This window comes from Acidobacteriota bacterium (assembly GCA_038040445.1).
In the GTDB taxonomy this organism is placed as follows: Bacteria; Acidobacteriota; Blastocatellia; order UBA7656; family UBA7656; genus Onstottus_A; species Onstottus_A frigus.
The window spans coordinates 146,139-167,920 of the sequence record JBBPIG010000004.1 but is presented as its reverse complement, the minus strand read 5'-3'; the positions used below and the strand labels follow the sequence as shown (position 1 = coordinate 167,920).

The 21,782-nt window shown below is 56.4% G+C and carries 27 protein-coding genes; 15 read left to right on the top strand and 12 right to left on the bottom strand.

Features of this window, described 5'->3' with window-relative positions; translation table 11 throughout:
- Window positions 1-3: 3 nt before the first annotated feature.
- Together AABO57_06060 and AABO57_06055 are read right to left on the bottom strand one after the other, a co-directional pair.
- The gene (locus AABO57_06060; protein ID MEK6285287.1) at window positions 4-741 is read right to left on the bottom strand and encodes a DNA alkylation repair protein; all 738 of its coding nucleotides are present in this window, start codon (window positions 739-741) and stop codon (window positions 4-6) included.
- Entirely contained in the window at window positions 726-1,202 is a 477-nt protein-coding gene (locus AABO57_06055) for a DinB family protein (protein MEK6285286.1), read from the bottom strand. The genes AABO57_06060 and AABO57_06055 overlap by 16 nt, the downstream gene beginning before the upstream one ends.
- Before the next feature lie 140 nt (window positions 1,203-1,342).
- Between AABO57_06055 and AABO57_06050 the strand changes: the two genes are divergently transcribed.
- Both AABO57_06050 and AABO57_06045 read left to right on the top strand, forming a co-directional pair.
- On the top strand, window positions 1,343-1,879 hold the full coding sequence (locus AABO57_06050; GenBank protein ID MEK6285285.1) for a DNA-3-methyladenine glycosylase I: 537 nt from the start codon (window positions 1,343-1,345) through the stop codon (window positions 1,877-1,879).
- A 106-nt stretch (window positions 1,880-1,985) separates the two neighbouring features.
- The gene (locus tag AABO57_06045; protein MEK6285284.1) at window positions 1,986-2,393 is read left to right on the top strand and encodes a DNA translocase FtsK; all 408 of its coding nucleotides are present in this window, start codon (window positions 1,986-1,988) and stop codon (window positions 2,391-2,393) included.
- A gap of 36 nt (window positions 2,394-2,429) precedes the next feature.
- Here AABO57_06045 and AABO57_06040 read toward each other — a convergent pair whose 3' ends face one another.
- Window positions 2,430-3,224 carry a hypothetical protein gene (locus AABO57_06040; GenBank protein MEK6285283.1) on the bottom strand — a complete coding sequence of 265 codons (795 nt, stop codon included), beginning with the start codon at window positions 3,222-3,224 and terminating at the stop codon, window positions 2,430-2,432.
- Window positions 3,225-3,376: 152 nt separating this feature from the next.
- Here AABO57_06040 and AABO57_06035 point away from each other — a divergent pair, with 152 nt between their 5' ends.
- The 7 genes from AABO57_06035 to AABO57_06005 all read left to right on the top strand — a co-directional run bounded on the left by AABO57_06035 (window position 3,377) and on the right by AABO57_06005 (window position 12,130).
- Window positions 3,377-4,786 carry a DNA polymerase Y family protein gene (locus AABO57_06035; GenBank protein ID MEK6285282.1) on the top strand — a complete coding sequence of 470 codons (1,410 nt, stop codon included), beginning with the start codon at window positions 3,377-3,379 and terminating at the stop codon, window positions 4,784-4,786.
- 116 nt (window positions 4,787-4,902) lie between these two features.
- A complete protein-coding gene (locus AABO57_06030) occupies window positions 4,903-8,298 on the top strand; it encodes an error-prone DNA polymerase (protein ID MEK6285281.1) in 3,396 nt (1,131 codons plus the stop codon).
- 552 nt (window positions 8,299-8,850) lie between these two features.
- Window positions 8,851-9,096, top strand: a complete 246-nt coding sequence (locus AABO57_06025) for a CopG family transcriptional regulator (GenBank protein ID MEK6285280.1) — start codon at window positions 8,851-8,853, stop codon at window positions 9,094-9,096.
- A gap of 33 nt (window positions 9,097-9,129) precedes the next feature.
- Window positions 9,130-11,148 (top strand): NAD-dependent DNA ligase LigA, encoded by a 2,019-nt coding sequence (gene ligA, locus AABO57_06020; protein ID MEK6285279.1) that lies wholly within the window; start codon window positions 9,130-9,132, stop codon window positions 11,146-11,148.
- A gap of 13 nt (window positions 11,149-11,161) precedes the next feature.
- The gene (locus AABO57_06015; GenBank protein ID MEK6285278.1) at window positions 11,162-11,356 is read left to right on the top strand and encodes a hypothetical protein; all 195 of its coding nucleotides are present in this window, start codon (window positions 11,162-11,164) and stop codon (window positions 11,354-11,356) included.
- A 133-nt stretch (window positions 11,357-11,489) separates the two neighbouring features.
- On the top strand, window positions 11,490-11,720 hold the full coding sequence (locus tag AABO57_06010; GenBank protein MEK6285277.1) for an AbrB/MazE/SpoVT family DNA-binding domain-containing protein: 231 nt from the start codon (window positions 11,490-11,492) through the stop codon (window positions 11,718-11,720).
- Window positions 11,720-12,130, top strand: coding sequence for a type II toxin-antitoxin system VapC family toxin (locus AABO57_06005; protein ID MEK6285276.1), 411 nt, complete (start codon window positions 11,720-11,722; stop codon window positions 12,128-12,130). Before AABO57_06010 ends, AABO57_06005 begins: the two co-directional genes overlap by 1 nt.
- Window positions 12,131-12,287: 157 nt before the next feature.
- Here the strand turns inward: AABO57_06005 and AABO57_06000 are convergent, their stop codons facing one another.
- From AABO57_06000 to AABO57_05965, 8 genes are all read right to left on the bottom strand, one after another.
- Window positions 12,288-13,022, bottom strand: coding sequence for a hypothetical protein (locus tag AABO57_06000; GenBank protein MEK6285275.1), 735 nt, complete (start codon window positions 13,020-13,022; stop codon window positions 12,288-12,290).
- Window positions 13,023-13,368: 346 nt separating this feature from the next.
- Entirely contained in the window at window positions 13,369-13,833 is a 465-nt protein-coding gene (gene bcp / locus AABO57_05995; protein MEK6285274.1) for a thioredoxin-dependent thiol peroxidase, read from the bottom strand.
- A gap of 244 nt (window positions 13,834-14,077) precedes the next feature.
- The gene (locus AABO57_05990; GenBank protein MEK6285273.1) at window positions 14,078-14,692 is read right to left on the bottom strand and encodes an SRPBCC domain-containing protein; all 615 of its coding nucleotides are present in this window, start codon (window positions 14,690-14,692) and stop codon (window positions 14,078-14,080) included.
- A gap of 40 nt (window positions 14,693-14,732) precedes the next feature.
- Window positions 14,733-15,263, bottom strand: a complete 531-nt coding sequence (locus AABO57_05985; protein ID MEK6285272.1) for a heme-binding beta-barrel domain-containing protein — start codon at window positions 15,261-15,263, stop codon at window positions 14,733-14,735.
- A 62-nt stretch (window positions 15,264-15,325) separates the two neighbouring features.
- Window positions 15,326-15,685 (bottom strand): hypothetical protein, encoded by a 360-nt coding sequence (locus AABO57_05980; protein MEK6285271.1) that lies wholly within the window; start codon window positions 15,683-15,685, stop codon window positions 15,326-15,328.
- A gap of 63 nt (window positions 15,686-15,748) precedes the next feature.
- Window positions 15,749-16,843 carry a serine/threonine-protein kinase gene (locus AABO57_05975; GenBank protein ID MEK6285270.1) on the bottom strand — a complete coding sequence of 365 codons (1,095 nt, stop codon included), beginning with the start codon at window positions 16,841-16,843 and terminating at the stop codon, window positions 15,749-15,751.
- A gap of 18 nt (window positions 16,844-16,861) precedes the next feature.
- Entirely contained in the window at window positions 16,862-17,593 is a 732-nt protein-coding gene (locus AABO57_05970) for a hypothetical protein (protein ID MEK6285269.1), read from the bottom strand.
- A 40-nt stretch (window positions 17,594-17,633) separates the two neighbouring features.
- The gene (locus AABO57_05965) at window positions 17,634-18,713 is read right to left on the bottom strand and encodes a PA0069 family radical SAM protein (GenBank protein ID MEK6285268.1); all 1,080 of its coding nucleotides are present in this window, start codon (window positions 18,711-18,713) and stop codon (window positions 17,634-17,636) included.
- Window positions 18,714-18,836: 123 nt separating this feature from the next.
- Here AABO57_05965 and AABO57_05960 point away from each other — a divergent pair, with 123 nt between their 5' ends.
- The 4 genes from AABO57_05960 to AABO57_05945 all read left to right on the top strand — a co-directional run bounded on the left by AABO57_05960 (window position 18,837) and on the right by AABO57_05945 (window position 20,635).
- Entirely contained in the window at window positions 18,837-19,262 is a 426-nt protein-coding gene (locus AABO57_05960; protein ID MEK6285267.1) for a transcriptional regulator, read from the top strand.
- Between the two features lie 72 nt (window positions 19,263-19,334).
- Window positions 19,335-19,802, top strand: coding sequence for a hypothetical protein (locus tag AABO57_05955; protein MEK6285266.1), 468 nt, complete (start codon window positions 19,335-19,337; stop codon window positions 19,800-19,802).
- A 143-nt stretch (window positions 19,803-19,945) separates the two neighbouring features.
- On the top strand, window positions 19,946-20,182 hold the full coding sequence (locus tag AABO57_05950) for a hypothetical protein (GenBank protein ID MEK6285265.1): 237 nt from the start codon (window positions 19,946-19,948) through the stop codon (window positions 20,180-20,182).
- Window positions 20,183-20,635 (top strand): putative toxin-antitoxin system toxin component, PIN family, encoded by a 453-nt coding sequence (locus tag AABO57_05945; protein ID MEK6285264.1) that lies wholly within the window; start codon window positions 20,183-20,185, stop codon window positions 20,633-20,635.
- Here the strand turns inward: AABO57_05945 and AABO57_05940 are convergent.
- On the bottom strand, window positions 20,630-20,881 hold the full coding sequence (locus AABO57_05940; GenBank protein MEK6285263.1) for a hypothetical protein: 252 nt from the start codon (window positions 20,879-20,881) through the stop codon (window positions 20,630-20,632). The genes AABO57_05945 and AABO57_05940 overlap by 6 nt on opposite strands.
- A gap of 213 nt (window positions 20,882-21,094) precedes the next feature.
- Here AABO57_05940 and AABO57_05935 point away from each other — a divergent pair, with 213 nt between their 5' ends.
- Window positions 21,095-21,334: a hypothetical protein gene (locus tag AABO57_05935; protein ID MEK6285262.1), complete on the top strand. Its 240-nt coding sequence runs from the start codon at window positions 21,095-21,097 to the stop codon at window positions 21,332-21,334.
- Entirely contained in the window at window positions 21,331-21,600 is a 270-nt protein-coding gene (locus tag AABO57_05930; protein MEK6285261.1) for a hypothetical protein, read from the top strand. The genes AABO57_05935 and AABO57_05930 overlap by 4 nt, the downstream gene beginning before the upstream one ends.
- The last annotated feature ends 182 nt before the right edge of the window (window positions 21,601-21,782 follow it).

Sequence of the window (21,782 nt, the reverse complement as noted above, 5' to 3'; positions counted from 1 at the left end):
TGTTCAGCGAACTTTGCTCTTGCCGGCATTTCTTTCCCGCGGGTTCTTCAGTCCGGTTGAGAGCTTATTTCCTACTTCCCTGACTACTCGAGCCGCGATGACGTTCTGACGTTCGTCGAGAAACTGTTTCACCGCGTTTGCGTCGCGCTTCGACAGTTCGCGAAGCGCCCACGACATCGCCTTGACGACCATATCGTCGCGATCCGTTACCAGTAGGCGGCAGACTGCAAGCGTGCGCGCCGTATCACCGCTTCCTCCTTGAGCCTTGCTGTTGAGCGGCACAGTGCTGACCAGCGCAGCGCGGCGCCACCAGCGGTCCTTTGAATGCGCCCAGCGATGAATGAGCTTGTCGGGAACTTGATTCTCCCGCCACGCGGGTCCCGCTAAATAGCAGGCGAACATATCGACCGCGCCCCAACTGTTTATGCCGCGGCCAAATCGTTCGAGTTCCGTTTCACGCAAGCTTGCGAGTGCCGCTCGATGATGCCGAATAAGCTCGTAGGCAACGAAGCGATAGTCGCTTGACGGATCGTCGAGCAGTCGCCCCGCAATTTCCAGGACGGTGGCGGACGAGGCTTTCGAAAGGCGCTTTGAGAACTCGCGGCGAACCGCTCTCACACGTTCGGTGTTCAATCCTGGCAGCGCGCGAATCCGGTGGGCGATCTCAGCCGCAAGCGCGTCGGCGCTTTCGATCGGGCCGTCGATAGAGCGGGTCTGGGGCATTGTTATCGCACGCCCCATTCCCAGATTCCATAACCAACCTTCTTGTCGAGCGGGTGCCCGGACTGCTTCAGCGAGAGAGCAATCTGGCCGCGGTGATGCGATTCGTGAGCGATGACATAGCCCAGGAAAGCCGTAACATGCGGTTTGAACCCCTTCACCTTGCCCCCGTTCTCGATCGCTTTCTTGAGCAGCGCTTCCATGGCCTGCCCGGATTCCTTCAGTCGCCGCGCCAGCAGCTTCTTGTCGGCGGCCGCCTCCTTCTCGATCTTCTCGAGACCTTCCATGAGGTCGGGACCGGACACCTTCAGCCACATCAGCCTGACGTTGTGAAGGTGAGCTACTTGCTCGGCAACGGTTCGCCCCTTCGAAGCCGAGATGTCACTGAGCGCGTCTGCCGGGATCGCTTCGAGCAGGTAGAGGTTGATGCGGTTGTTTATGTTCCACGTGTCGACGATTTGGTTTTCGAGATCCGGACTCATCTCAACTCGTCCTTTTTTCAGAGTGCCGGGCACAGCGCATGAGTTCTACCGCGCGAGCATATCCAGACGCAAGCTCGAAGGAATTTGATCGAGAGCCGTGCTGCACGATACATTGTTTCAACTAACGAGAAGGAGTCGAAATGGGCAGCTACTGCGATATCGCACCCGGGCATCCTTATCATGGTCCGTACCACGCAAAGGAGTACGGATTTCCTATTCGCGATGAATCGAAACTATTCGAGCGGCTGGTGCTCGAAATCAATCAGGCGGGTTTGTCGTGGTTGACGATTCTAAAAAAGCGAGAGAACTTCCGTGCCGCGTTCGACGGGTTTGACGTCGATCGGGTCGCGGCTTATGGAAGAAGAGAGCGCTCACGTCTGCTCGGCGACGCCGGTATTATTTGCAACCAGCTTAAGATCAATGCGGCGATCGAGAACGCGCGCCGCATCGCCGGAATCCGGGATCGCGACGGATCATTCGCGAAGTGGCTGGATGCTAACCATCCGCTGGCGAAAGACGATTGGGTAAAGCTATTCAAGAAGACCTTTGTGTTTACAGGCGGGGAGATCACCGGCGAGTTCCTGCTCAGCACCGGTTATCTTCCCGGCGCGCACGCTGTGACATGCCCGGTGTACGAGCGAATCGCAAAAAGGAACCCGCCTTGGATGAGGAGCTAGTTCCCGTTGCACACTTCTGCGCCATTCACTGGATGCGCAGCCCCCGCGCGATCTGTGATATTCTGTCGCAGCAACCCCCACTTCGCGATCAGCATTTGAGGTATCGATGGACTCGTCCAATCTGGAGCTTCGCCTGTCAGAGTTGCGCCGCGAACTGGAAGAGATTCTCTTGATGATCGAGGCGACCCCGAGCGCCGCGGCGCGCGCTAACCAACAACGCGAGGCTTCACTGTCCAATCTCGGCGATGCCGAGCATGAAACCAGTCAACCGGCGAAACCCTGCGATGCCGACGCGTCTGTGCCCGACGAACTATACGACGACGCGCTTGTCGTGGTGACCGAGTTTGGCCAGGCATCGCACGCGATTCTGCAGATGTGGCTCTCAATTGATTACCACCGCGCGGGGCGAATACTGCGCGAGTTCGAAGCTCAGGGGTTGGTGTCGTCTAGAGGAAAGGTCCGTCACAAAGCCTATGGTCTGCGACGTTCAAAGGGCATGGAGTTCAGGCTTTAGCCTGGGTTTGTTTTGCGAAGCGGGGAAGAACCCAGGCTAAAGCCTGAACTCCATGCTCTTCCGCGCATTCTCTTGATAGTATCGGCAGCTCGATTTCACCGGGCAGGACGGGCACAACGGCTCGATCCTTTTGCACAGCTCCTGCCCGTGACGGCGCAGTAGTTGATGAGCCGCAATCAACCAATCGTAGTCTTTCTTCAACTCGTCCTTGACCGCCTCTTGCGCCGAGCGATAGGTCGAAGAGTAGCTCTTTCGCTCTTCGCCATAGCCAAGTCGCAGCAGCACTCGCAGCCCGTTCGAATCCAGTGCGAGGATCGGATGGGTCTTCGAGACGAGCAATATTTTTTCCGCGCCTGGGTCACCGATTCCCGAAAACTTCTTCAATGATTTCTTTGCCTGAGCAAGGGGCAGCTTGAGGACTTTGTCGAGGTCGCCATCGAACTGTTGCAGCGCAATCTGCGCGATGCGCCGGAGTTTTTCCACCCGCGCGGCAGGATGCATTCCCCCGAGGCGGGCCACTTCGAGCAAGGTCTCCTCGTGAGCCATGAGGATTTCAGGCGGCGTTAGGCCGACTCGCTCGCGAAGAGCGTCGAAGGCTTGCTCGCGGCGCTCGTCACTCACCAGGTAAGCGACGTTCTCGAGCAAGATGATCCCCAGCGGATCGGTGACCTTGGGTGGCTCGGGCGGGCCATAGAATTCCCGCAGCTCGTCGATGATGTTTTGGAAAGACTTGCCGCGAGCATGTTGCAAAGCTTGCCCTAGCGATTCCTTTAACTCACCAAACAACGCATCGCTCATGTGTTCCGATCTTTTGTTTTTCTTTTCTGCCATTCGCGACACTCGATTATCACGACACAGAGGCACATGGATCAAGGCTTCGCCCCTGAAAGCAACGGAGATTCGAGAGCTTGACGATTTTAGATTATTTTCGTATATATTCGATGGATTTTCGGATAACTGGGAAAGCTCGGAACGGATTTGAAATGTTCGCGTGTATTCATAGCCCCAATCTCAAGAATCATGCGACGCTGGTGGACTGTGCTTACGCGTTCTCGCCGCTGGTGGAAGAGACCGCCGGGAACACGGTCGTGCTGGACATCGAAGGCTGCGAGTTGTTGTTCGGCTCGCCTCGCGAGATTGCAAAAGAGATCGCGCGCCACGCCGCGGAGCTCGGTCTCAAAGTCAATGTAGCCATTGCTCGAGATCCTGATGCGGCCATTCATGCGGCAAGAAGTTTCGGTGGCATAACCGTCATCCATCCCGGCAAAGAAGCAAAACGCCTCGGTGATTTGCCGCTCGCGTCGCTGGATGCTTCTCTGGCTCGCGTCGAAGCTGATCGCGCGGCGGAGATTTTAGAGACGCTCGAGCTTTGGGGCATCCGAAGCTTTCGCGATTTCGCGGCATTGCCCGAAGCGGGAGTCTCCGAGCGGCTCGGGCCTGAGGGTGTGCGGTTGCAAAAGCTCGCTTGCGGTGAAACCGATCGCCCGTTGTTGCTTTCGAAGCCGGCGCCGGGGTTCGAGAAATCCCTCGAGCTTGATGATCCTATCGAGCTTCTCGAACCGCTCTCTTTCATTCTTGCCCGACTGTTGAATCAGCTCTGCGCAAACCTGCAAGCACACGGGCTGGCGGTGGATGAACTGAGGCTTCGATTGAAGCTTGAAGATAAAACCGAACACGAGCGAGCGATTCGCCTGCCTTTTCCGATGCGCGACGGCAGAGTCTTTTTGAAGTTGCTGCTGCTGGACATCGAATCGCATCCACCAAAGTGTGCGATCGTCGCGGTGTCGATCACCTGCGAACCGGCGAAGCCCCGATCGATACAGAACGGACTGTTTCAGCCGCTCGCGCCTGAACCGGAAAAGTTAGAGCTGACGTTAGCGCGGCTCGCCAGACTGGTCGGTGCAAACAACGTCGGCTCGCCTGAGTTGGTGAACACGCATCGGCCGGGAGCTTTTCGCATCAAGCGTTTCATCGTGAAGAGAGACGTTAACCGCAGAGGACGCCGAGCGCGCGGAGCTAATAACCTGACAGGGCGAGGGGGCGAGGGGGCGAGGGGGCGAGCCAATCCTCGATCTTCAATCCTCCATTCTCGATCCGTTCTTGGCTTCAGAGTGTTTCGTCCTCCGTTGCGCGCGGAAGTCGAAACACCAGGCGGCTGGCCGACTCGGATCAAAGCGCAAGCCGCAGCCGGTCGAAGCATACGCGGCAAGATTTTGCATCTGGCGGGTCCGTGGCGCACTTCGGGTGATTGGTGGACCGAGGACCGCTGGTCTCGCGACGAGTGGGATGTAGCTGTTGCTGGTTCTGATGCTTCTTCGGAGAAGGGAACGCTCTATCGCATCTATCACGATTTGCGGAGTGATGCGTGGTTTGTTGAAGGGGTATATGACTGATTGCTAAATGGCCGTAGCGAGCTTTGCGGAACTTGGCGCTCTTTGCGCGAAACATGATTCGCAGAGAAACGTTTCGCGCAAAGACCGCCAAGATTCGCAAAGACGCAGAGTTGGTTATGACCGAAGACTACGTTGAACTCCACGCGCGATCCGCGTTCAGCTTTCTGGAAGGCGCGTCGCTTCCGGAAGAACTGGCATCCGTGTGCGCGGAACTCGGAGGCTCGGCGATGGCGCTGCTCGACCGCGACGGGGTCTACGGCGCGCCGCGGTTTCATATGGCGGCGAAAAAGACCGGGATCAAAGCTCACATCGGCGCAGAGATAAGCGTTGTACTCGCAACCGGTCACGCATCACGCATCACGCATCACGAGTCCCCGCGCATCACGACTCTTCCTTTGTTAGTCCGGAACCGCGCGGGCTATCAGAACCTCTGCCGCTTGATCACTCTAATTAAGCTTCGCGCTCCGAAGCACGCAAAGCCCGGCGAAGTCGCGGCCACCTTGGACGAACTGGCTGAGCATGCCGGGGGATTGACTTGTTTGACCGGCGGAGATGATGGGCCGCTCTCGCACGCGCTCGGAAGCGGCGGTCTTGATGAAGCGGCCAGGTTAACCGAAAGGCTTGTTGACATATTCGGGAGGGGCAACGTCCAGGCCGAGCTTCAACGCCATTTCAATCGCGAAGAAGAATCGCGCAATCAGGCGCTGATAGAAATAGCGCGAAGGCTCAGGCTCCCGCTGCTTGCCACCAACGGCGTGTGCTACGCCAGCGCCGCGCGCCGTCAGCTTGCCGACGTGTTGACCTGTGTTCGTAACCATGTGCAGCTTGAAGCTGCCGGGCGATTGCTCGGTCGAAATTCCGAACGTTATTTAAAGACGGCTTCTTCAATGTCGAAGCTGTTTGCCGACCTGCCCCAGGCAATCGCAAATACGGTTGAGCTTTCTTCCCGGCTTGAGTTCACTCTCGAGGATCTCGGGTATGAATTTCCGAAGTATCCCGTCCCCGCCGGCGAGACGATGGATTCGTTTCTTCGCAAGCGCACCTGCGAAGGCGCGCGGGGGCGCTACACCGGCGCGAACGGAACGCCGACTTACCAGCGTGCGCTTCAACAGATCGATCGCGAGCTTGCCTTGATCGAGAAGCTTCATCTCGCGGGTTACTTTCTGATCGTTTGGGACATCATCAACTTCTGCCGGGATCAAAGAATCCTGGTTCAAGGCCGCGGCTCGGCGGCCAACAGCGCGGTGTGTTACTCGCTTGGAATAACCGCCGTCGATCCGGTCGGCATGGAGCTGTTGTTCGAACGCTTCCTCTCCGAAGAACGAGGCGAATGGCCGGATATAGACCTCGATTTGCCGAGCGGCGATCAGCGTGAGCGCGTGATTCAACACGTCTATCAGCGTTACGGCACACACGGCGCGGCGATGACCGCAAACTGCATCACTTATCGCGGCCGTTCGGCGGCGCGCGAAGTTGGCAAGGCGATGGGCTTTGATGAAGAAACGATCACTCGGCTTTCAAGTCTGGTGCGCGCTTTTGAATGGCACGATCCGAAGGACACAACCGAGCGTCAGTTCCGCGACGCCGGGCTCGATCTGTTGGACCCGCGCATCAAGAAATTCTTCGAGCTTTATGTGGCCGTGCAAGACCTGCCGCGCCATCTGGGTCAGCACTCGGGCGGGATGGTGATCTGTCAGGGACAACTCGATTCGGTTGTTCCGCTCGAGCCCGCGGCAATGCCCGGCCGCGTGGTCGTTCAGTGGGACAAAGAAGACTGCGCCGATATGGGCATCATCAAAGTCGATTTGCTGGGCCTCGGAATGATGGCTGCGATTGAAGAATGCCTGACGTTGATTCGCGATCATTACGATGAGGAAGTAGATCTGGCGCATCTTCCGCAAGACGACCCGGCTGTCTACGACGCGCTGTGTAAGGCTGACACGATTGGCTTGTTCCAGGTCGAAAGCCGCGCGCAGATGTCTTGTCTTCCGCGGTTGCGGCCTCAAAAGTTTTACGACATCGTGGTGCAGGTGGCCATCATTCGACCCGGCCCGATAGTCGGCAACATGGTCCATCCTTATCTGAATCGGCGGCTTGGCAGGGAAGAGCCTGCGTGTTTGCACCCTTCGCTTGAACCGGTGTTGAAGCGCACGCTCGGGGTGCCGCTGTTTCAAGAACAGTTGCTGCGCATCGCGATGATCTGCGCGAACTTCACCGGAGGTGAAGCCGAAGAGCTCAGGCGCGCGATGGGCTTCAAGCGTTCCGAAGCGCGCATGCAGGAAATCGATATCAAGCTGCGGCGTGGCATGGAGCGCAACGGAATCACCGGCGAGACTCAGGATAAAATCGTTCAAGCAATTACTTCATTCGCGCTATATGGCTTCCCCGAATCGCACGCTGCGAGCTTCGCGCTGATCGCATACGCAAGCGCTTATTTGAAGTGCCACTATCTTGCCGCGTTCACTGCTGCGATCCTGAACAATCAACCGATGGGTTTCTATCACCCGGCTACGATTATCAAGGACGCGCAGCGGCACGGGCTGAAGATCAAGCCCATCGACATCACTTGTTCGGACTGGGAATGCACGATTGAAGATGGGGGATGGGGGTCAGGGGATGGGGGTTGGGTTGCTGAAGAGCGAGCTTCTTATTCGTCTACCAATCCCCAACCCCCAACCCCCAATCCCCGACCCCTGACCCCCGACCCCCGACCCCCAGCCCCCGATCTTCGGCTTGGCATGCGATACGTAAAAGGGCTTCGAGAAGAAGCCGCGTGCGCGCTCGTGCGTGAACGTGCGAAGGGCTCGTATGTTGACATCGACGATCTGCACAACCGCGTGCCCGAGCTTCGCAAGGATGAGATGAGAAAACTCGCAGAGGTTGGCGCGCTGAATTTCATCAGAGGTCAGTCAGTAGTAGACGGTCGGCGGTCGACGGTCGACGGTCGGTCAGCAGTAGACGGTCGGCGGTCGACGGTCGACGGTCAATTCTTGCATCGTCGCAGCGCGCTTTGGCAAGTCGAACGCGCGGCTCGGGCGGTTGGGCCTCTGCTCAAAGAACAGAAGGATCAGAATGCCGAATCGCCGCTTCCGCCTATGACGATAGAAGAGCGGGTGAACGCGGACTTTCGCGGAACAGGGCTTACGGTAGGAAAGCATCCGCTCGCTTATCGCCGCGACGAATTGAACAAGCTCGGTGTCAAGCGTGCGATTGATCTGCGCGAGATACGCAACGGCGTTTGGGTAAGGGTTGCCGGGTGGGTCATCGTTCGCCAACGGCCCGGAACGGCGAAAGGGTTTTTGTTCTTGAGCATGGAAGACGAGACCGGCATCTCGAACATAATCGTTACGCCGGATATCTTCGACCGCAATCATTTAGTGTTGGTGAATCAGCCGCTGCTTCTGATCGACGGCGTGTTGCAGAATCAGGATGGGGTGATTCACGTCAAAGCTCGGCGCATTCAGCCGCTGTCGTACGCGATGACGGCCGCGGCTTCGCACGATTTTCATTAACCAAAAGACCCCTAACAGGCTGTTGAAAAAGTCGATGACAACACGAGTATTCAGGTGAAATCCCACCAACGCAGTTGGTGGTGCGTTCATACTCAGCCTACACGGGACACTTGGCGCTGGGCGCGGGTTCCGAATCCCACCAACGCAGTTGGTGGATCGTTCATATCCAACCTCGCTCTTGATCAGCCGGAAAGTGAATCCGAGCGGAGCGCAGTTCACAATGAGCCTCGTGCATAGTTTCTTCCCTTCAGAGATCCGATTGGCGGGCCCACAGCATTACATCGACTATGGCTTTCTCGCTATCGCAGGATGATCGGTGAGTACTACGGACTGGCTTTATGGGATAAGCCCAGGGATCCGCTGAACAACGACAGGATACGACCCCCCGGCGCCGGTGCGAGAAATTCTTGAATCGCAAATATCGCGTCAAGTGACGCGCGTCCAGCCGACTTTCTACGAGATAACGGCCGTAGTTTCGCAGGACTCTTATTGACCGGTTGATTAGGCTAAGAGTCTGTCATACGATGAACCTCTGGCTCTACTAGGACAAACATGAAAACGATATCCCTGACATTGTCCAAGACGCTCGATGCGAAGCTCACCTCCGCAGCTAAGCAACAGGGGACTACGAAATCGGCAATAGTCCGTGCCGCACTAACGCACTATCTCGCTCGAACTGCGGAACCTCCGCCCGAATCTTTCGCGGCGCTCGCCAAAACTCTCATCGGCTGTGTTTCTGGAGGACCACCCGATCTCTCGTATAACAAGAAACACATGGATGGTTTCGGACGAGACTAGATGCCCGACCAAGGTCTTCGCTCTAGAGAACTGATGACTACTCAAATCGACATAGACCGCATTGCCGCTCGCGTCGCCGACCTTCGGCAAAAGCTCGAATACCACAACTATCTCTACCACGTTAAGGACACCCCTGAAATTTCGGACGCCGAATACGACCGGATGTTCCGCGAGCTGCTCGAGCTCGAGAAGGAGCATCCTGAACTTGCGTCTCCCGACTCTCCGACCCAGCGAGTCGGCGGCGAGCCGCTCGAGCGGTTCACCAAAGTCGAACACCACGCGCCGATGCTGTCGCTCGCCAACGCCTTCAGCGAAGAAGAGCTGCGCGCATTCAACCGGCGCGTGTGCGGTTTGCTGGAACGCGAAGAAGCGGCCTACGTCACCGAGTTGAAGATTGATGGAGTGGCGATCGCGCTCACCTATAAGAACGGCCGTTTTGTCAGAGGCGCGACTCGCGGCAACGGCGTTGTCGGCGAAGAAGTGACCGCCAATCTGAAAACGGTCAAACAGATCCCGCTCAGACTCAAGGCCGGCGGCGAACGCATTCCGGAAATGGAGGTGCGCGGCGAAGTCTATTTGCCGCTGTCGACTTTCAACGCGCTCAACGAAGAGCGGGCCGACCAGGGGCTGGCGCAGTTCGCCAATCCTCGCAACGCGGCTGCGGGTGCAATCCGCCAGCTCGATCCCAGGGTCTCGAAATCTCGCCCGCTTTCATTTTTTGGCTACGCGATCGGGTACATCGAGAACGGCGAGATCAAGTCACAGAAAGAGATTCTGGAGACGCTTGAGGAGTGGGGCTTCCCTGTTAACACGAACTATCGCTGGCACGAATCGATCGAGGGCGTGCTCGAGTTTTGCCGCGGTTGGGAACCAAAGCGCGAATCGCTCGACTATGAAATAGACGGCGTCGTGGTCAAGGTTGACGACCTCGAGGATCAAAGAGTTCTGGGCACTGTCAGCCGCGACCCGCGATGGGCGATAGCTTACAAGTTTCCCGGACAAGTCGCGACTACCAGACTCAAAGAGATCGGAGTCAATGTCGGCCGTACCGGGTCGATGAATCCTTACGCCGTGCTCGAGCCGGTTCGTCTCGGCGGAGTCACGATCAAGCTCGCGACTCTGCACAATGAAGACGACGTTCGGCGTAAAGATATTCGCGTCGGCGACATGGTTGTAGTCAAACGCGCGGGTGACGTAATACCTCAAGTGGTCGGTCCGGTGCTGGAACAACGCACCGGCAAAGAAAAGATCTTCCGGTACCCGGACAAGTGCCCGTCCTGTGGGCAGCGGGTCGTCCACGAAGAGGGCGAAGCGATGGCCTATTGCGTCAATCGCGAATGTCCCGCTCAGATCTTCGAAGGCTTGAACCACTTCGTAAGCCGCGGCGCGATGGACATTCGCGGGCTCGGTCCGTCGACCATATGGAAGCTGCTCGAACTCGGCTTCATTGGTAACGCGGCCGATCTTTATTCGCTGACCGAAGAGCAACTGGGGCAGCTACCGGGCTTCAAAGAGAAGTCAATTCGGAATCTGCAATCGGCCATCGAAGAGAGCAAGAAGCGCCCGTTCGAAAATGTTTTGTTCGCGCTGGGGATCCGGCACATTGGCGAAGGGGTGGCCGCTCTGCTCACCAGGGCGTTTCACGATCTCGACGGCTTGCTGAACGCAAGCGAAGAAGAGATAGCAGGTATAATGGGCATCGGGCCGCGAATCGCGCACAGCGTCTTTGAGTACTTTCAAGACCCGCAGAATCGGAAGCTGGTTGAGAGGCTTCGCCAAGCCGGGCTTAAGATGGAAAAAGAAGAACGCGCCGTCAAGCGCGGGCCTCTGGTAGGGAAGACCTTCATCATCACCGGCAAGCTTGAAACAATGCCGCGAAGCGCGGCGGAGAAATGGATCGAAGAGCGCGGCGGCATGGTGCTGCCATCGGTTTCAAAGAAGCTGGACTACCTGGTGCTGGGCGCCGATCCGGGATCAAAGCTGGCTAGGGCGCAGAAACTTGGAGTGCACACAATCACGGAGAAACAATTGTTCGAGATGGTAAGCGAATAATCGGGAGACTTAAATGGATACTTTTCAGGCTAAGGGGAGTTCTTTTGAAATCGACCATCGCAGCGGAGCTATAAACCTGACGATCGACGCCGGAGATAACACAGTGGCATTTTCTCTCTCAGTTGTCGAAGCCTCCCAACTGGTGGCGATCCTTCACAAGCACATCAACGAAGCGGCGGTCGAGAAGCTCCGAAACCGGACCCCGTAGCGCTGTGTAGTGGGCGCGGTATTGTTCGGCCTACTTTTCTAATTAAGTAAGCCACAATGGTGTTGACTTACTTTCTCGCCATTGTTAGAATTTCAACCAACCAGCATACCCGGCTAAACGAGGAGACAAGTTCATGGAGACCACCGCGACTTCCAAGGGTCAGATTGTTATCCCGTCGTCAGTACGACGAAAGCTAGGCATCAAAGAAGGAACTCGTATCCACATACAGGTGGACGAGGAGGCAAGACAGATAATCCTTAAACCAATAACCCGTGAATACATTCACGGGCTGCGTGGGAGGTATCGTGGCAAAGGGCTACTTAAAGCATTGATGGCTGAGAAGAAGCGCGAGAGGGATCTCTGATGCCTAAGAAGCCTAAGGCGATTGTCCTGGACTCGTGGGCCGTAATGGCATACCTCGAAGACGAACCGTCGGGCGAGAAGATAGCCGACATCTTGGCCGATGCTCACGAGGAAGGCACCCCTCTGCTGATGTCCGTCATCAACGTCGGAGAAGTTTGGTATATCGTCGCGCGCGAGGTTTCTCAGCCTGATGCCGAACGCTGTTTGAGAGAGATAAAGGAGCTCGGGATCGAAATCATCGACGCCGACTGGGGCATCACGCAAATAGCTGCTTCTTTCAAGTCGAGATGCAAAATGTCATATGCCGACTGTTTCGCGGCTGCTCTGGCGAAGGACCGAAAAGCTCACGTGGTGACCGGCGATCCCGAGTTCAAACAGGTTGAGCAAGAAGTGCAGGTTTTGTGGGTTTGAATGAAAGAAAAGAATAAGGAGTTGTTGAGATCTTGATCCTGAGCGAGTGAAATCAAATAGGAGCTGAGTGGGAACGAGCGCGCAACCATGCTGAGGCTCGCAGGATTGAATTGCGCACTTGCGACTTTGACTGAAGCTGTTGATTTTTATATGCGAATCAACCGAGCCAACAACCTTTCGCTTCAAAGCGAGCTTCTCGTTCATCCAGACACACCGGTTTGCATCGCTGGACGTGAAGCTGAAAGCCGCCGAGGAGATTCGCACACGTCGGAAGCAAGGCTTCTTTTAGGCCAGGCGATGCGGATGGCCGCAACCACTCCACGCTTTCTCTGTTCAGCTCCAAGACAAGCGATGCGCAAGACCGCGCGTTTGGATCGCGGCTGATTACAAGCATTGCCGTCGGCGTGTTCTCGATCGCTCGGCGGAAACGAAACCACCAGCTCAATTGAATGCGGCGAGACTGCTGGGGAGAAATGTCTCCAAGGTCCAGTGCTACCAGCCCAAAGCCGCCGCTCTGCAACAGAAGATCGGTTGCTTTGATTGCGTGCTCGACGTTCGAGGCGCAGCGTATCCAGAGCAGTTGCTGGAAGTCTACGCCGGCCTTGGCAGACGATGTGGCGTCGAACGAGTCGCTGGCGTCCACCAGAGCGCATACTTCCTGACAAGTAGTGGACGCGGCCAGCGCAGAATGAAGAAAGCTTGTGCGGCCCGATGATGCGGGACCGAGAATTTCAGTGACGGCTCCCCGCGGGAGACCGCCCGCAATGCGATCGACTTCGGGGATGCCGGTGGACATCACTTCTGCCGCCGGTTTCTCCCGCAGCTTGAACGCAGAGCCGAAACGCTGCGCCAGCTCGGATTGGATTTCTGCTTTTGAAAACGCGAGCTTCAAAGCGGTTCCTTCAGAAGCATGTAGGTCGTCCCTCGGCGGCGTCCCTCTTTCAATAGCGTGCTCTTGAATCGCCGGAGGCGCCCACGAGGGATGTCCTCGAATCGAAAATCTCTGAAGATTTTCGAAAATAACTCTGCGCTTGTTCGTGTATTGCTGTCAAGCATAATATCAATTATTAAGGACGCCAATTGGTTGCAGAGTCGTGGCCAGGCGAAAATCTCAAGGCTCAGCAGAAGTCTTATTCCCGAGAGGCCGACCGACCTTGCCCCTTTCATCGACGATCTGAAGAAGATCGCACCTCTGGTTAGGTGATCGGGATTTGCTTCCGGGGATCGAGAGCCGTTCCTCACCCGAGTGATTTGATCGCCTCGATAACTTCCTGGCTGTGGCCGTCGGCTTTGACCTTGGGCCACACCTTAGCGATCTTCCCGTTCTCGTCGATGATGTAAGTGATCCGCGCGATCCCCCAATACTTCCTGCCGTACATGCTTTTCTCTTGCCACGCGCCGTACTTTTCCGACAGCTCGTGGTTCACATCGGCGAGCAGTGGGAAGTTCAGGTCGTGTTTCGCGCGAAACTTCTGATGCAATTTTTCATCGTCGGCGGAGACGCCGAGCACCACTGCGCCGAGTTTCTTCAACGCGCCGATATCGTCTCGAAACGCGCAAGCTTCAATCGTGCAACCGGGCGTCAGGTCCTTCGGGTAAAAGTAAAGAACAACCTTCTTGCCTTTGAAGTCCGAGAGCTTGACCTTGTTTCCATCAGCGTCATTCACCGTGAAGGGCGGAGCTTTTTCTCCAACTGAAAGCATCGTCGATTCCTCCCATGTAGCGTAGACTGTCCAGTCTGCGCCTTACATCCAACCGAATGGAATCGGGCGCAAGACGCAGACTGGACAGTCTACGCTACGGCCTTAAAGCTGAAAAGCGACGCTGTAATAGCGAGCGCTACTTGCCCAGGCGATCTTCTTAAGCAGATGAACAGCAACTCACTCACGGGAGAAGGGGGTTCGCGCAAAGTCGCAAAGCCGCAAAGAACAAAGGCGGCGCAAGCTCTCACGCCTCCAGCCACGTCTTCAAGCGGTCGAGCGCCTGCCCCCATCCTTCTCTCAGCCCGTCGGCTTCTTCGCGCTTCTGGATTCGATCGTGGGTTATCATCACCCCGGTTTCCCCTTTTCCCTTGTCTTGAAAGACCACGTCCACGATCGTTGGCGAGGTATGCGAGGGATTCTCCCACGTGAATCTGAGGCCCTTGTTCTTGCGGACTCGCTTGAAGAGGCCCGTTTCGCCGTCGTCGTTCGAGTAGCGCCCGCCGTCGGCGACTTCAGCCTTGTTCTTCTTCGAGAACCATTGATTCAAACCTTCAGACGTAGCCCACGCCTCATAAGCCTTATCGACCGCCGCGGCGATCGTCTTCGTGACGCAAATCATGTAGCCCTTCGGCCGGCCGTCCTTTTCGGCCACGCCGCGCGCGGCTTCGTATTGAACGTTGATGGTCGCGCACCACCATGGATCAAGCTTGCACTCGGCGTAGAGGAAGGTGCCGATGTCTCGCCGGCCCTGCGCGATGCCTCCGCGCTTGTCGAGAGCTGAAAACCATTCCTCCCAGCTCTTGCCGGTAGCCGCCTTGACTTCGGTCAGTGCGTGTTCTGCTTTGAGATTAACTTGCATGCGTCTCCTGTGGGTCGTCAAAAACTTGGACTCGGTGCCGCTACTTCTTTCTCTTGAAGTGGCTCTCCGTGTAGACCTCGAACTCCTTCCCCGGCGCGGCCAGCTCAAAGGTCTCGATGAATTCATTTTCGCCGACGATTCGATAAGTCTCCCTCGCTCTCCACCCTGCACCGATGTTCTCGATGCTCTCGGAAACAAACCTCAACGTCTTTCCGTCCGAAGGCTCGCGTTCAGAAGCATAGTGGCTAACGAACCCTTCGACGTGGAATTGCCGCAGCACGAACTGCCCTCTGTTGCGATCGTAGCTAAACAGCCCCCAATCCTCGTGCACTTCGCCCTTTGGATTTGCCTTCTGTGGCGGATAAACCGACTTGTTCCGCGCCTGAAGAAACTTTCTGTTGAGCACGTACTGATACTCGCGTTCGATCTTAGAGTTGCCGGGCTGCCCCTTGCCGGTTCCTTCCCAGGAACCGGCAAAAAAGTTGAGCGGCTTCCAGACGTCGGGCGAATTGTCTCCCTGAGTGGAGCTTATCACCGACAGCAAAAGAACCAGCATAAGCGGTATAAGCACAGTGAATCTCCGTTCGTGATGATGAATAATCGCCGCCGGCACGCAATCGAAAAACTTCCCGGCTAGCGGCTAGCGTTTGCCGTTTGCGTGCTGGGCCGGCCGTACTTCTGCGTCGCGAAGCCGACGACCAGACCCAGGATGGAGCCCGGAAGGATTATCTCGAAGTAATGATCCTTCTGAAGGAACGCTACGAGGAATGCGAGCAAGAACCCCACGGCGAGTCCGAAGACAATTCCCAGCAGCAGCGAGTTGAACTTTTTGGCAAAGAAGCCGATCGCGATGCCGGCGATCAAGCCCTTGATCGTGGACCCGGCTACAATTCCCGCCAACTGATCTCTGACCGCCGGCGTGAACCACGCGGTCAGTCCGTCAAATACTCCCAACACTCCACCGAGCACTAAACCAAGCACTGGCTTCGACATTTGCAGTTCTCCTTAGTTGTTGTTGACGCTTCTCAATTCTATTAAACTTTCTCGGCGGCGTCTTTAACGCCCCACCCAGAAAAATACAATCAGCCGCATTATCAGGTAGGCGACGATCAGCAGAACGATGAAGCGATTCCTGCTCAGCCATCGACCGGCCTTCTCGAAGATGTTCTCCCGATAAGCTGAGACGGGCTGGCCGTCCAAAAACCTTATCACCTCACCGGCGATTTCTTCGGCGCTCGCATACCGGGCGTCACGCTGCTCGGACATCGCTTTCAAACAGATGGCCTCGACCGCGCGCGGAATCTTTGAGTTGATCTCCCGTGGATGAAGCGGGCGAGAATGGGTTTCCCGGTCATCCGCTGGCCGGGCGAACTCGGACGGCGGGCGGCTTGTGAGCAGAAAGTAAAGAACCGCGCCAAGCGCGTAAACGTCAGTGCGTTGGTCGAGGAGTTCAGTTTTGCCGAGCGCTTGCTCGGGCGCCATGTAAGCCGGCGTGCCGATCACGGTTCCACTGCTCGTGTCGGAGGGCGAGCCGGCGTCAATAAGTGGAAGCGTCGCCACAAGGTCGGCATCTTCGATGACTCCGAGCTCGGTCCTCTCTGGCGAGCCGGCAGCTACTTCAGCTCTTGGGTGGCTCAGCACCTTCGCCACGCCCCAGTCCATGACCAGCACTTCGCCGAACGGACCAACCATGATGTTTTCGGGCTTCAGGTCGCGATGAATCACACCCCGCGTATGAGCGAATGCCACGGCTTCGCAGACCTTTTGAAAGATCCGCAGCAGATCGGAGAGGGACGTCGCGCCGGTAGCGAACTCATCGAGCCGCGCACCCTGCACAAGCTTCATCGCGTAGAAGACCCGGCCGTCATCAAGCGCACCAACATCGTGTATTGGAACGATGCTCGGGTGTTCGAGCAGCGCGACTATCCTGGCTTCCCGCGTCATTCGCGCGGCAAGCGCGCCCGTCTGCTCGGCCACGTTCATGACCTTCACAGCGACCTTACGGCCGAGGTCGATGTCCTGCGCGAGATAGACCGTCCCCATCCCGCCCGAGCCCAGTTTGTGAACGACCAGGTACTTCGAGCTGCCAAGATCGGGCAAGTCTGCTTCTTCGCGCAGGCGCTGGACGGCGTTGTCAGAGAGCCATCTCATGGCATTTCATGTGGCATTTCATAACGGGGCGGCTCCAAGAAGCGCGCGGGCTTCGCGCCGGTATTCTTCGTCGGTTGCGGTCATCTCGCGAAGCTTTTCCAAAATGATTCGGCGAAACTCGCGCCGCGCGTATGCAAGATAGTTCGTAACGTCGCTTGTAGAGAGATTGAACTCCGCCGCGAGAGCCTTGTAGCTTGTCTTCGGCCCATCATCGTCGTCGTCAAGCACGTATCGCTCGAATAGCCGAAGGTGAATCTCTTTCCCGGACTCGGCCAGGCGAAGGCGAAAGCTTTCAAGGGCGAGGCTAAACACGCTTCGCGCCCACTCCTTTTCAAAGTAGTCATCGATTGCGTTTGCGGCGGGGGGCGTCGCGATCTTCAACTGTTCTTCGGCGCCGTCGAAATCAAGCGAGAGAATCGTCGCGTCGCCTCCGCGTTTGATGCGGTGAGCGGCCTTGTTTTCATTCGCGACGAAACCATCCAAGCAGGTTCGAAGGAAGGTTCGGAATTTTGCCTTCGACGCGTCGTATCGGGCGAAGAAGTTCTTTTCCATCGCCTCCAGAAAAAAACCCTGAGTGAGGTCTCGAGCGTCTTCGGTAGGTTTGTTCCATTTGATGCGGATGTACTTGTAGACCGGCATCCAGTAGGCGGCGATGAGGACTTCGAACGCGCGGTTTCGTTCCTCCTGATCTGAGCTTGAAGCGGCGACGATTGCGGACAACCGCGTGACTGGAAATCTGTCGCTTCCCATAGTTTTGACGGGCTTCGCGTTCCCCCGCGTCCTCCGCGGTTTAGTCTCTTTGGGTTTCAAACAAACTTAACTGTGGGCCGCTCGGCCGCCGGAACGCCGCGGTAGAAAGCTCCGGCCCGCCTCCCTCGATCCCGGCCTTGCGGCACGCGAGCTTGAACATCGACCTGATCTGTTCGGCGAAGACGCCCTCGCCTCTCATCCGTGAACCGAAGCTCGGATCGTTCAGCTTTCCGCCGCGCATCTCGCGAATCCGGTTGAGCACTTTCTTCTTCCGATCGGGAAAGTGTTCCTCTAACCATTTCTCAAACAGCTCGCCGACACCATGCGGCAAGCGCACCACCACGTAACCCGCGTGGCTGGCGCCGGCCTTCGCCGCGGCCTGAATGATCGAAGGAATTTCGTGATCCGTTAAGCCTGGAATGATCGGCGCCACCAACACGCGAACGGGGACGCCAGCTTCCGCCAATGTTTGAATTGCGTCAAGCCTGTTCGCTGGCGTTGACGTTCGCGGTTCCATCACTCGCGCTAGCTCAGCGTCGAGCGTGGTGACAGACACGCAAACGGCCGCCGCGTTGAAACTCGCGAGCTCTTTCAAAAGATCGATGTCGCGGGTGACCAGTTGGTTCTTGGTCACGATGACGACCGGATTGCGAAACTCGGCCAGCACTTCCAGACATCGCCGCGTGAGCTGTAGCTTCCGCTCGATCGGTTGATAGGCATCGGTCACCCCGCTGATGGCGACGACTTTCGGCTGCCACTTGGGCGAAGCAAGCTCCGCGCGAAGCAACTCGGGCGCGTCTTCTTTGACGAGTATCTTTGTTTCGAAGTCGAGCCCGGCGGAAAAGCCGAGGTACTCGTGATAGGGGCGAGCATAGCAGTAGATGCAGCCGTGCTCGCAGCCACGATACGGGTTGATGCTCGCTTCGAAGCCGACATCCGGGCTGTCGTTGAAGGTGATCAGCGACCGCGACGCATCTTTCAAGTATTGAGTCTTTACCGCGCGTTCTTCATCATCAGGCGAGTCGATGATTGGAAGATACGCGAGCCGCTCGAACCGATTGGGCGGATTCTCAGGCGTCCCGCGGCCACGCGATGAGTTGGGCTTTGATTCTGATTGCACGGATCAAGCAAACTGCAAGCTGAGACTGATGTCAACCACGATTGGAAGTTACGCGGATTGCGCTTCAACCCTGAAGCTCGCCAATGCTTGACGTTTGGTTCACAGCGCGTGAACATCACAGACATGACTGCGGTACCTAGCGTGCGGATCGATGCCAGGAAGTATTCTCGTTTGCTCGCCAAGGCCCAGCCTCGCGCAATCACGAGCGAAGAAGAGAATGAACGTATGCTCGCCCTGGTCGATCAACTGATGTCGAAGGGCGAAGAGAACCTGACTCCAGAAGAGAGCGCTTTGCTCGACTTGCTTGTCGCGTTGATCGAGAAGTTTGAGACCGAGCACTATCGTCTCGAAAGGAGCTCAAAGGCGACGCCTCTCAGCATCCTGCGGGAACTGATGGCCGCTCGCGACTTGAAACCAAGCGACCTTTGGGAGGTGTTCGGCTCGAAGGGTCTGACCTCCGAGGTGCTCAATGGCAAGCGCGCGATCAGCAAGAGCAAAGCGAAGGCGCTTGCGGAGTTCTTTCACGTCTCCGTGGAGCTGTTCATCTGAGAGTTAGGTTGACGAAGAGGAGGTTCTCCAATGTGGCAATGTCTGTGCGGCACAGAGAATGATGATCATGTCATGAACTGTGTGAACGACCATTACAACCGCGATTATGTGAAACGAAAGCGAGAAGAGGAAGAAATCCACCGTGAGGAACTCCGGTTCCCGGGCGTGGCTGACCCTTCCGCGACGAAGCGCCCGATCGACGAATTGAGGTCGCCCGTCGTAAATAGGTACCAGGATGCGTATCGCGTTGGGGCGGGGTTGGTGGGACTCGGAACTATCATCAAAGTTGTCGGCTTGGTGCTTGCCGGCATCATCGTCGTCGGCTCGTTGAGCATTAGCGCGCTGACCGAGGTGGGGATCGTCCTCGCCGCGATAGTGGGCGGTCTATTCTGGGTCTTCGGTGTCATCGTTGCCGCGCAAGGCCAGGTGCTTCAGGCCCCACTCGACAATGCTGTGGCCTCGTCACGCTTCTTGACGGATACTGAGCGCGCGGACGCGATGGGCTTGCCGCGCAGCGTCGCGGATCGCTCGGGTGATTAGTCGAAACGCGGCCTGACTATCATCTTGCGGTTTCCTCACTTTGAAATCGACCCACAGCATAACTCCCGATTCGACGAGCTCGCGGGCGCAGGGTGCCAGGTGTCTCGTGGTACAATTGCTAGCGAAAAAGGAGGTTTCAAAACATGACCATTGAGGCTTTATTACAATCGAATTTGCGCCGCGAGTTTGAAGCCGCCGCCCGCTCTTCCAAGCAAAAACCGGTAGATGTGCTGGCTCAATTGATGGCTGAGTTCATCGAATCGCAAAGAGATTCCAAACTCTTTGACGCAATCGAACGCGAAGGACGCAAGAGTGGGTACACCGAAGATGACGCAGTGGATTTAGTTCGCACTTACCGGCAACAATATGGAGAAAAGTAAGTGCCTCGCAAAAGAGCCCGTATTCCTGTGGTGTTCGATACGAACCTGTTTGTCACACGCTTTATCAAACACGATCGCCACGGCATCAATCGTCGCGTGATGGATTTGTGGCAATCTCAGCGTAAGTTGCAACTGATCATCAGCCCACCCGTTAAGCGTGAATATCTAAGAGTTTTGGAAGCTTATGCCGGCATCGCACCCGATGTTTTGAAACTGCTTGAGGCTCGTCTTGACACCGCTTCCTATGTGACACAGGTTAATCTCGGAACCCGCGTCCGTTTGAGCCGTGATGCCACAGACAATAAATTTCTCGCCACGGCACGCGTTGGCAAAGCCAAGTATCTCGTGTCGCGTGATCATGACTTGCTCGATATTCCGAAGGCGGAGTTGCGCGGGTTACGTTTTGAGATTGTCACGCCGTTAGAGCTATTGCAAGAACTTGGAGAGCTATGATTGTCTCCGTGAAGCACGATAAGTTTTTACAAGTTCAACAGCATCGTCTTCAGTGTAGTTCGTGTGGCGGATGTCGCGCTCGATGTCGTCGAATATAGTCACACCTTCTTGTGTTTCGAGAAAATCAGCAATCACATCCGCCAGTAATTCAACTGGGCGACGACGTTTATCGCGGGCTGTTTTCTCAAACTCGCGCCATAAATCAGACTGTATCAGTGTATCTATGGTTAAGGTTCTACTCGACATCAGTGACTCCTCCTTACTTGTTTCGACTTTAACATGATGGGAGAGTTTGAAACAACGAACGATAAGAAATTGAAACCAAACACGCGACGAACAAGAGGATGGAGGCGACTCCAAAAAGCGGCGCTCCTCATCCATTGGCGTTAGACCAATGGCCCTTACCTTAACTTGCGTGGTCCATTTGCAATCACTACTATGGCCTGAAGGACAGAAGGCATGACTGAACTACTCGAGCGAGCTATCACCGAGATTGGCAAACGACCCGCCGAGGAGCAGGATGCTATTGCCGCACGTATCCTTGCCGAACTAGCGGATGAAGAAGAATGGACAACCCGCTTCAATGCGACCACTGACCAGCAATGGGACCGGCTATCTGAACTGGCGCGGCAAGAAATCCGCGCCGGGGATACTAACCCGCTGGATGACGTTTTCCCAGGTGGTGACCGGAGTCTGTGAGATCACGAGCTACAAAGCAGTTCCGGAAGCTACTTGAACAGCTCCCACGTGCAATTCAAGAACAAGCTGATCGAGCCTATGAGCTGTGGCGAACCGATCCTTATCACCCTAGCCTCCAATTCAAGCGAGTTAGCCAACCGCAAGCAATCTACGCAGTGCGTGTGGGAATAGGCTACCGGGCAGTGGGATTGCTAGAGACAGATCAGATTTACTGGTTTTGGATCGGTTCTCACGCTGAATACGATCAACTGCTTAAACGACTGTAGCGGGGTTGGCTTAACAAGTAGTTGGAAGAGACGCTCATTCAACATAGCTATGAGGGGAATTGGCATCCCGGGCACCCGCTGAAGGGCGTCATTGTGTTGATGGTATCTGGCGCCGAGAGTCGTTGACACGGTCATCGCCGGCGGTACCTTTCACGCAGGCCGACAGGGTTGTTGCATTGTCT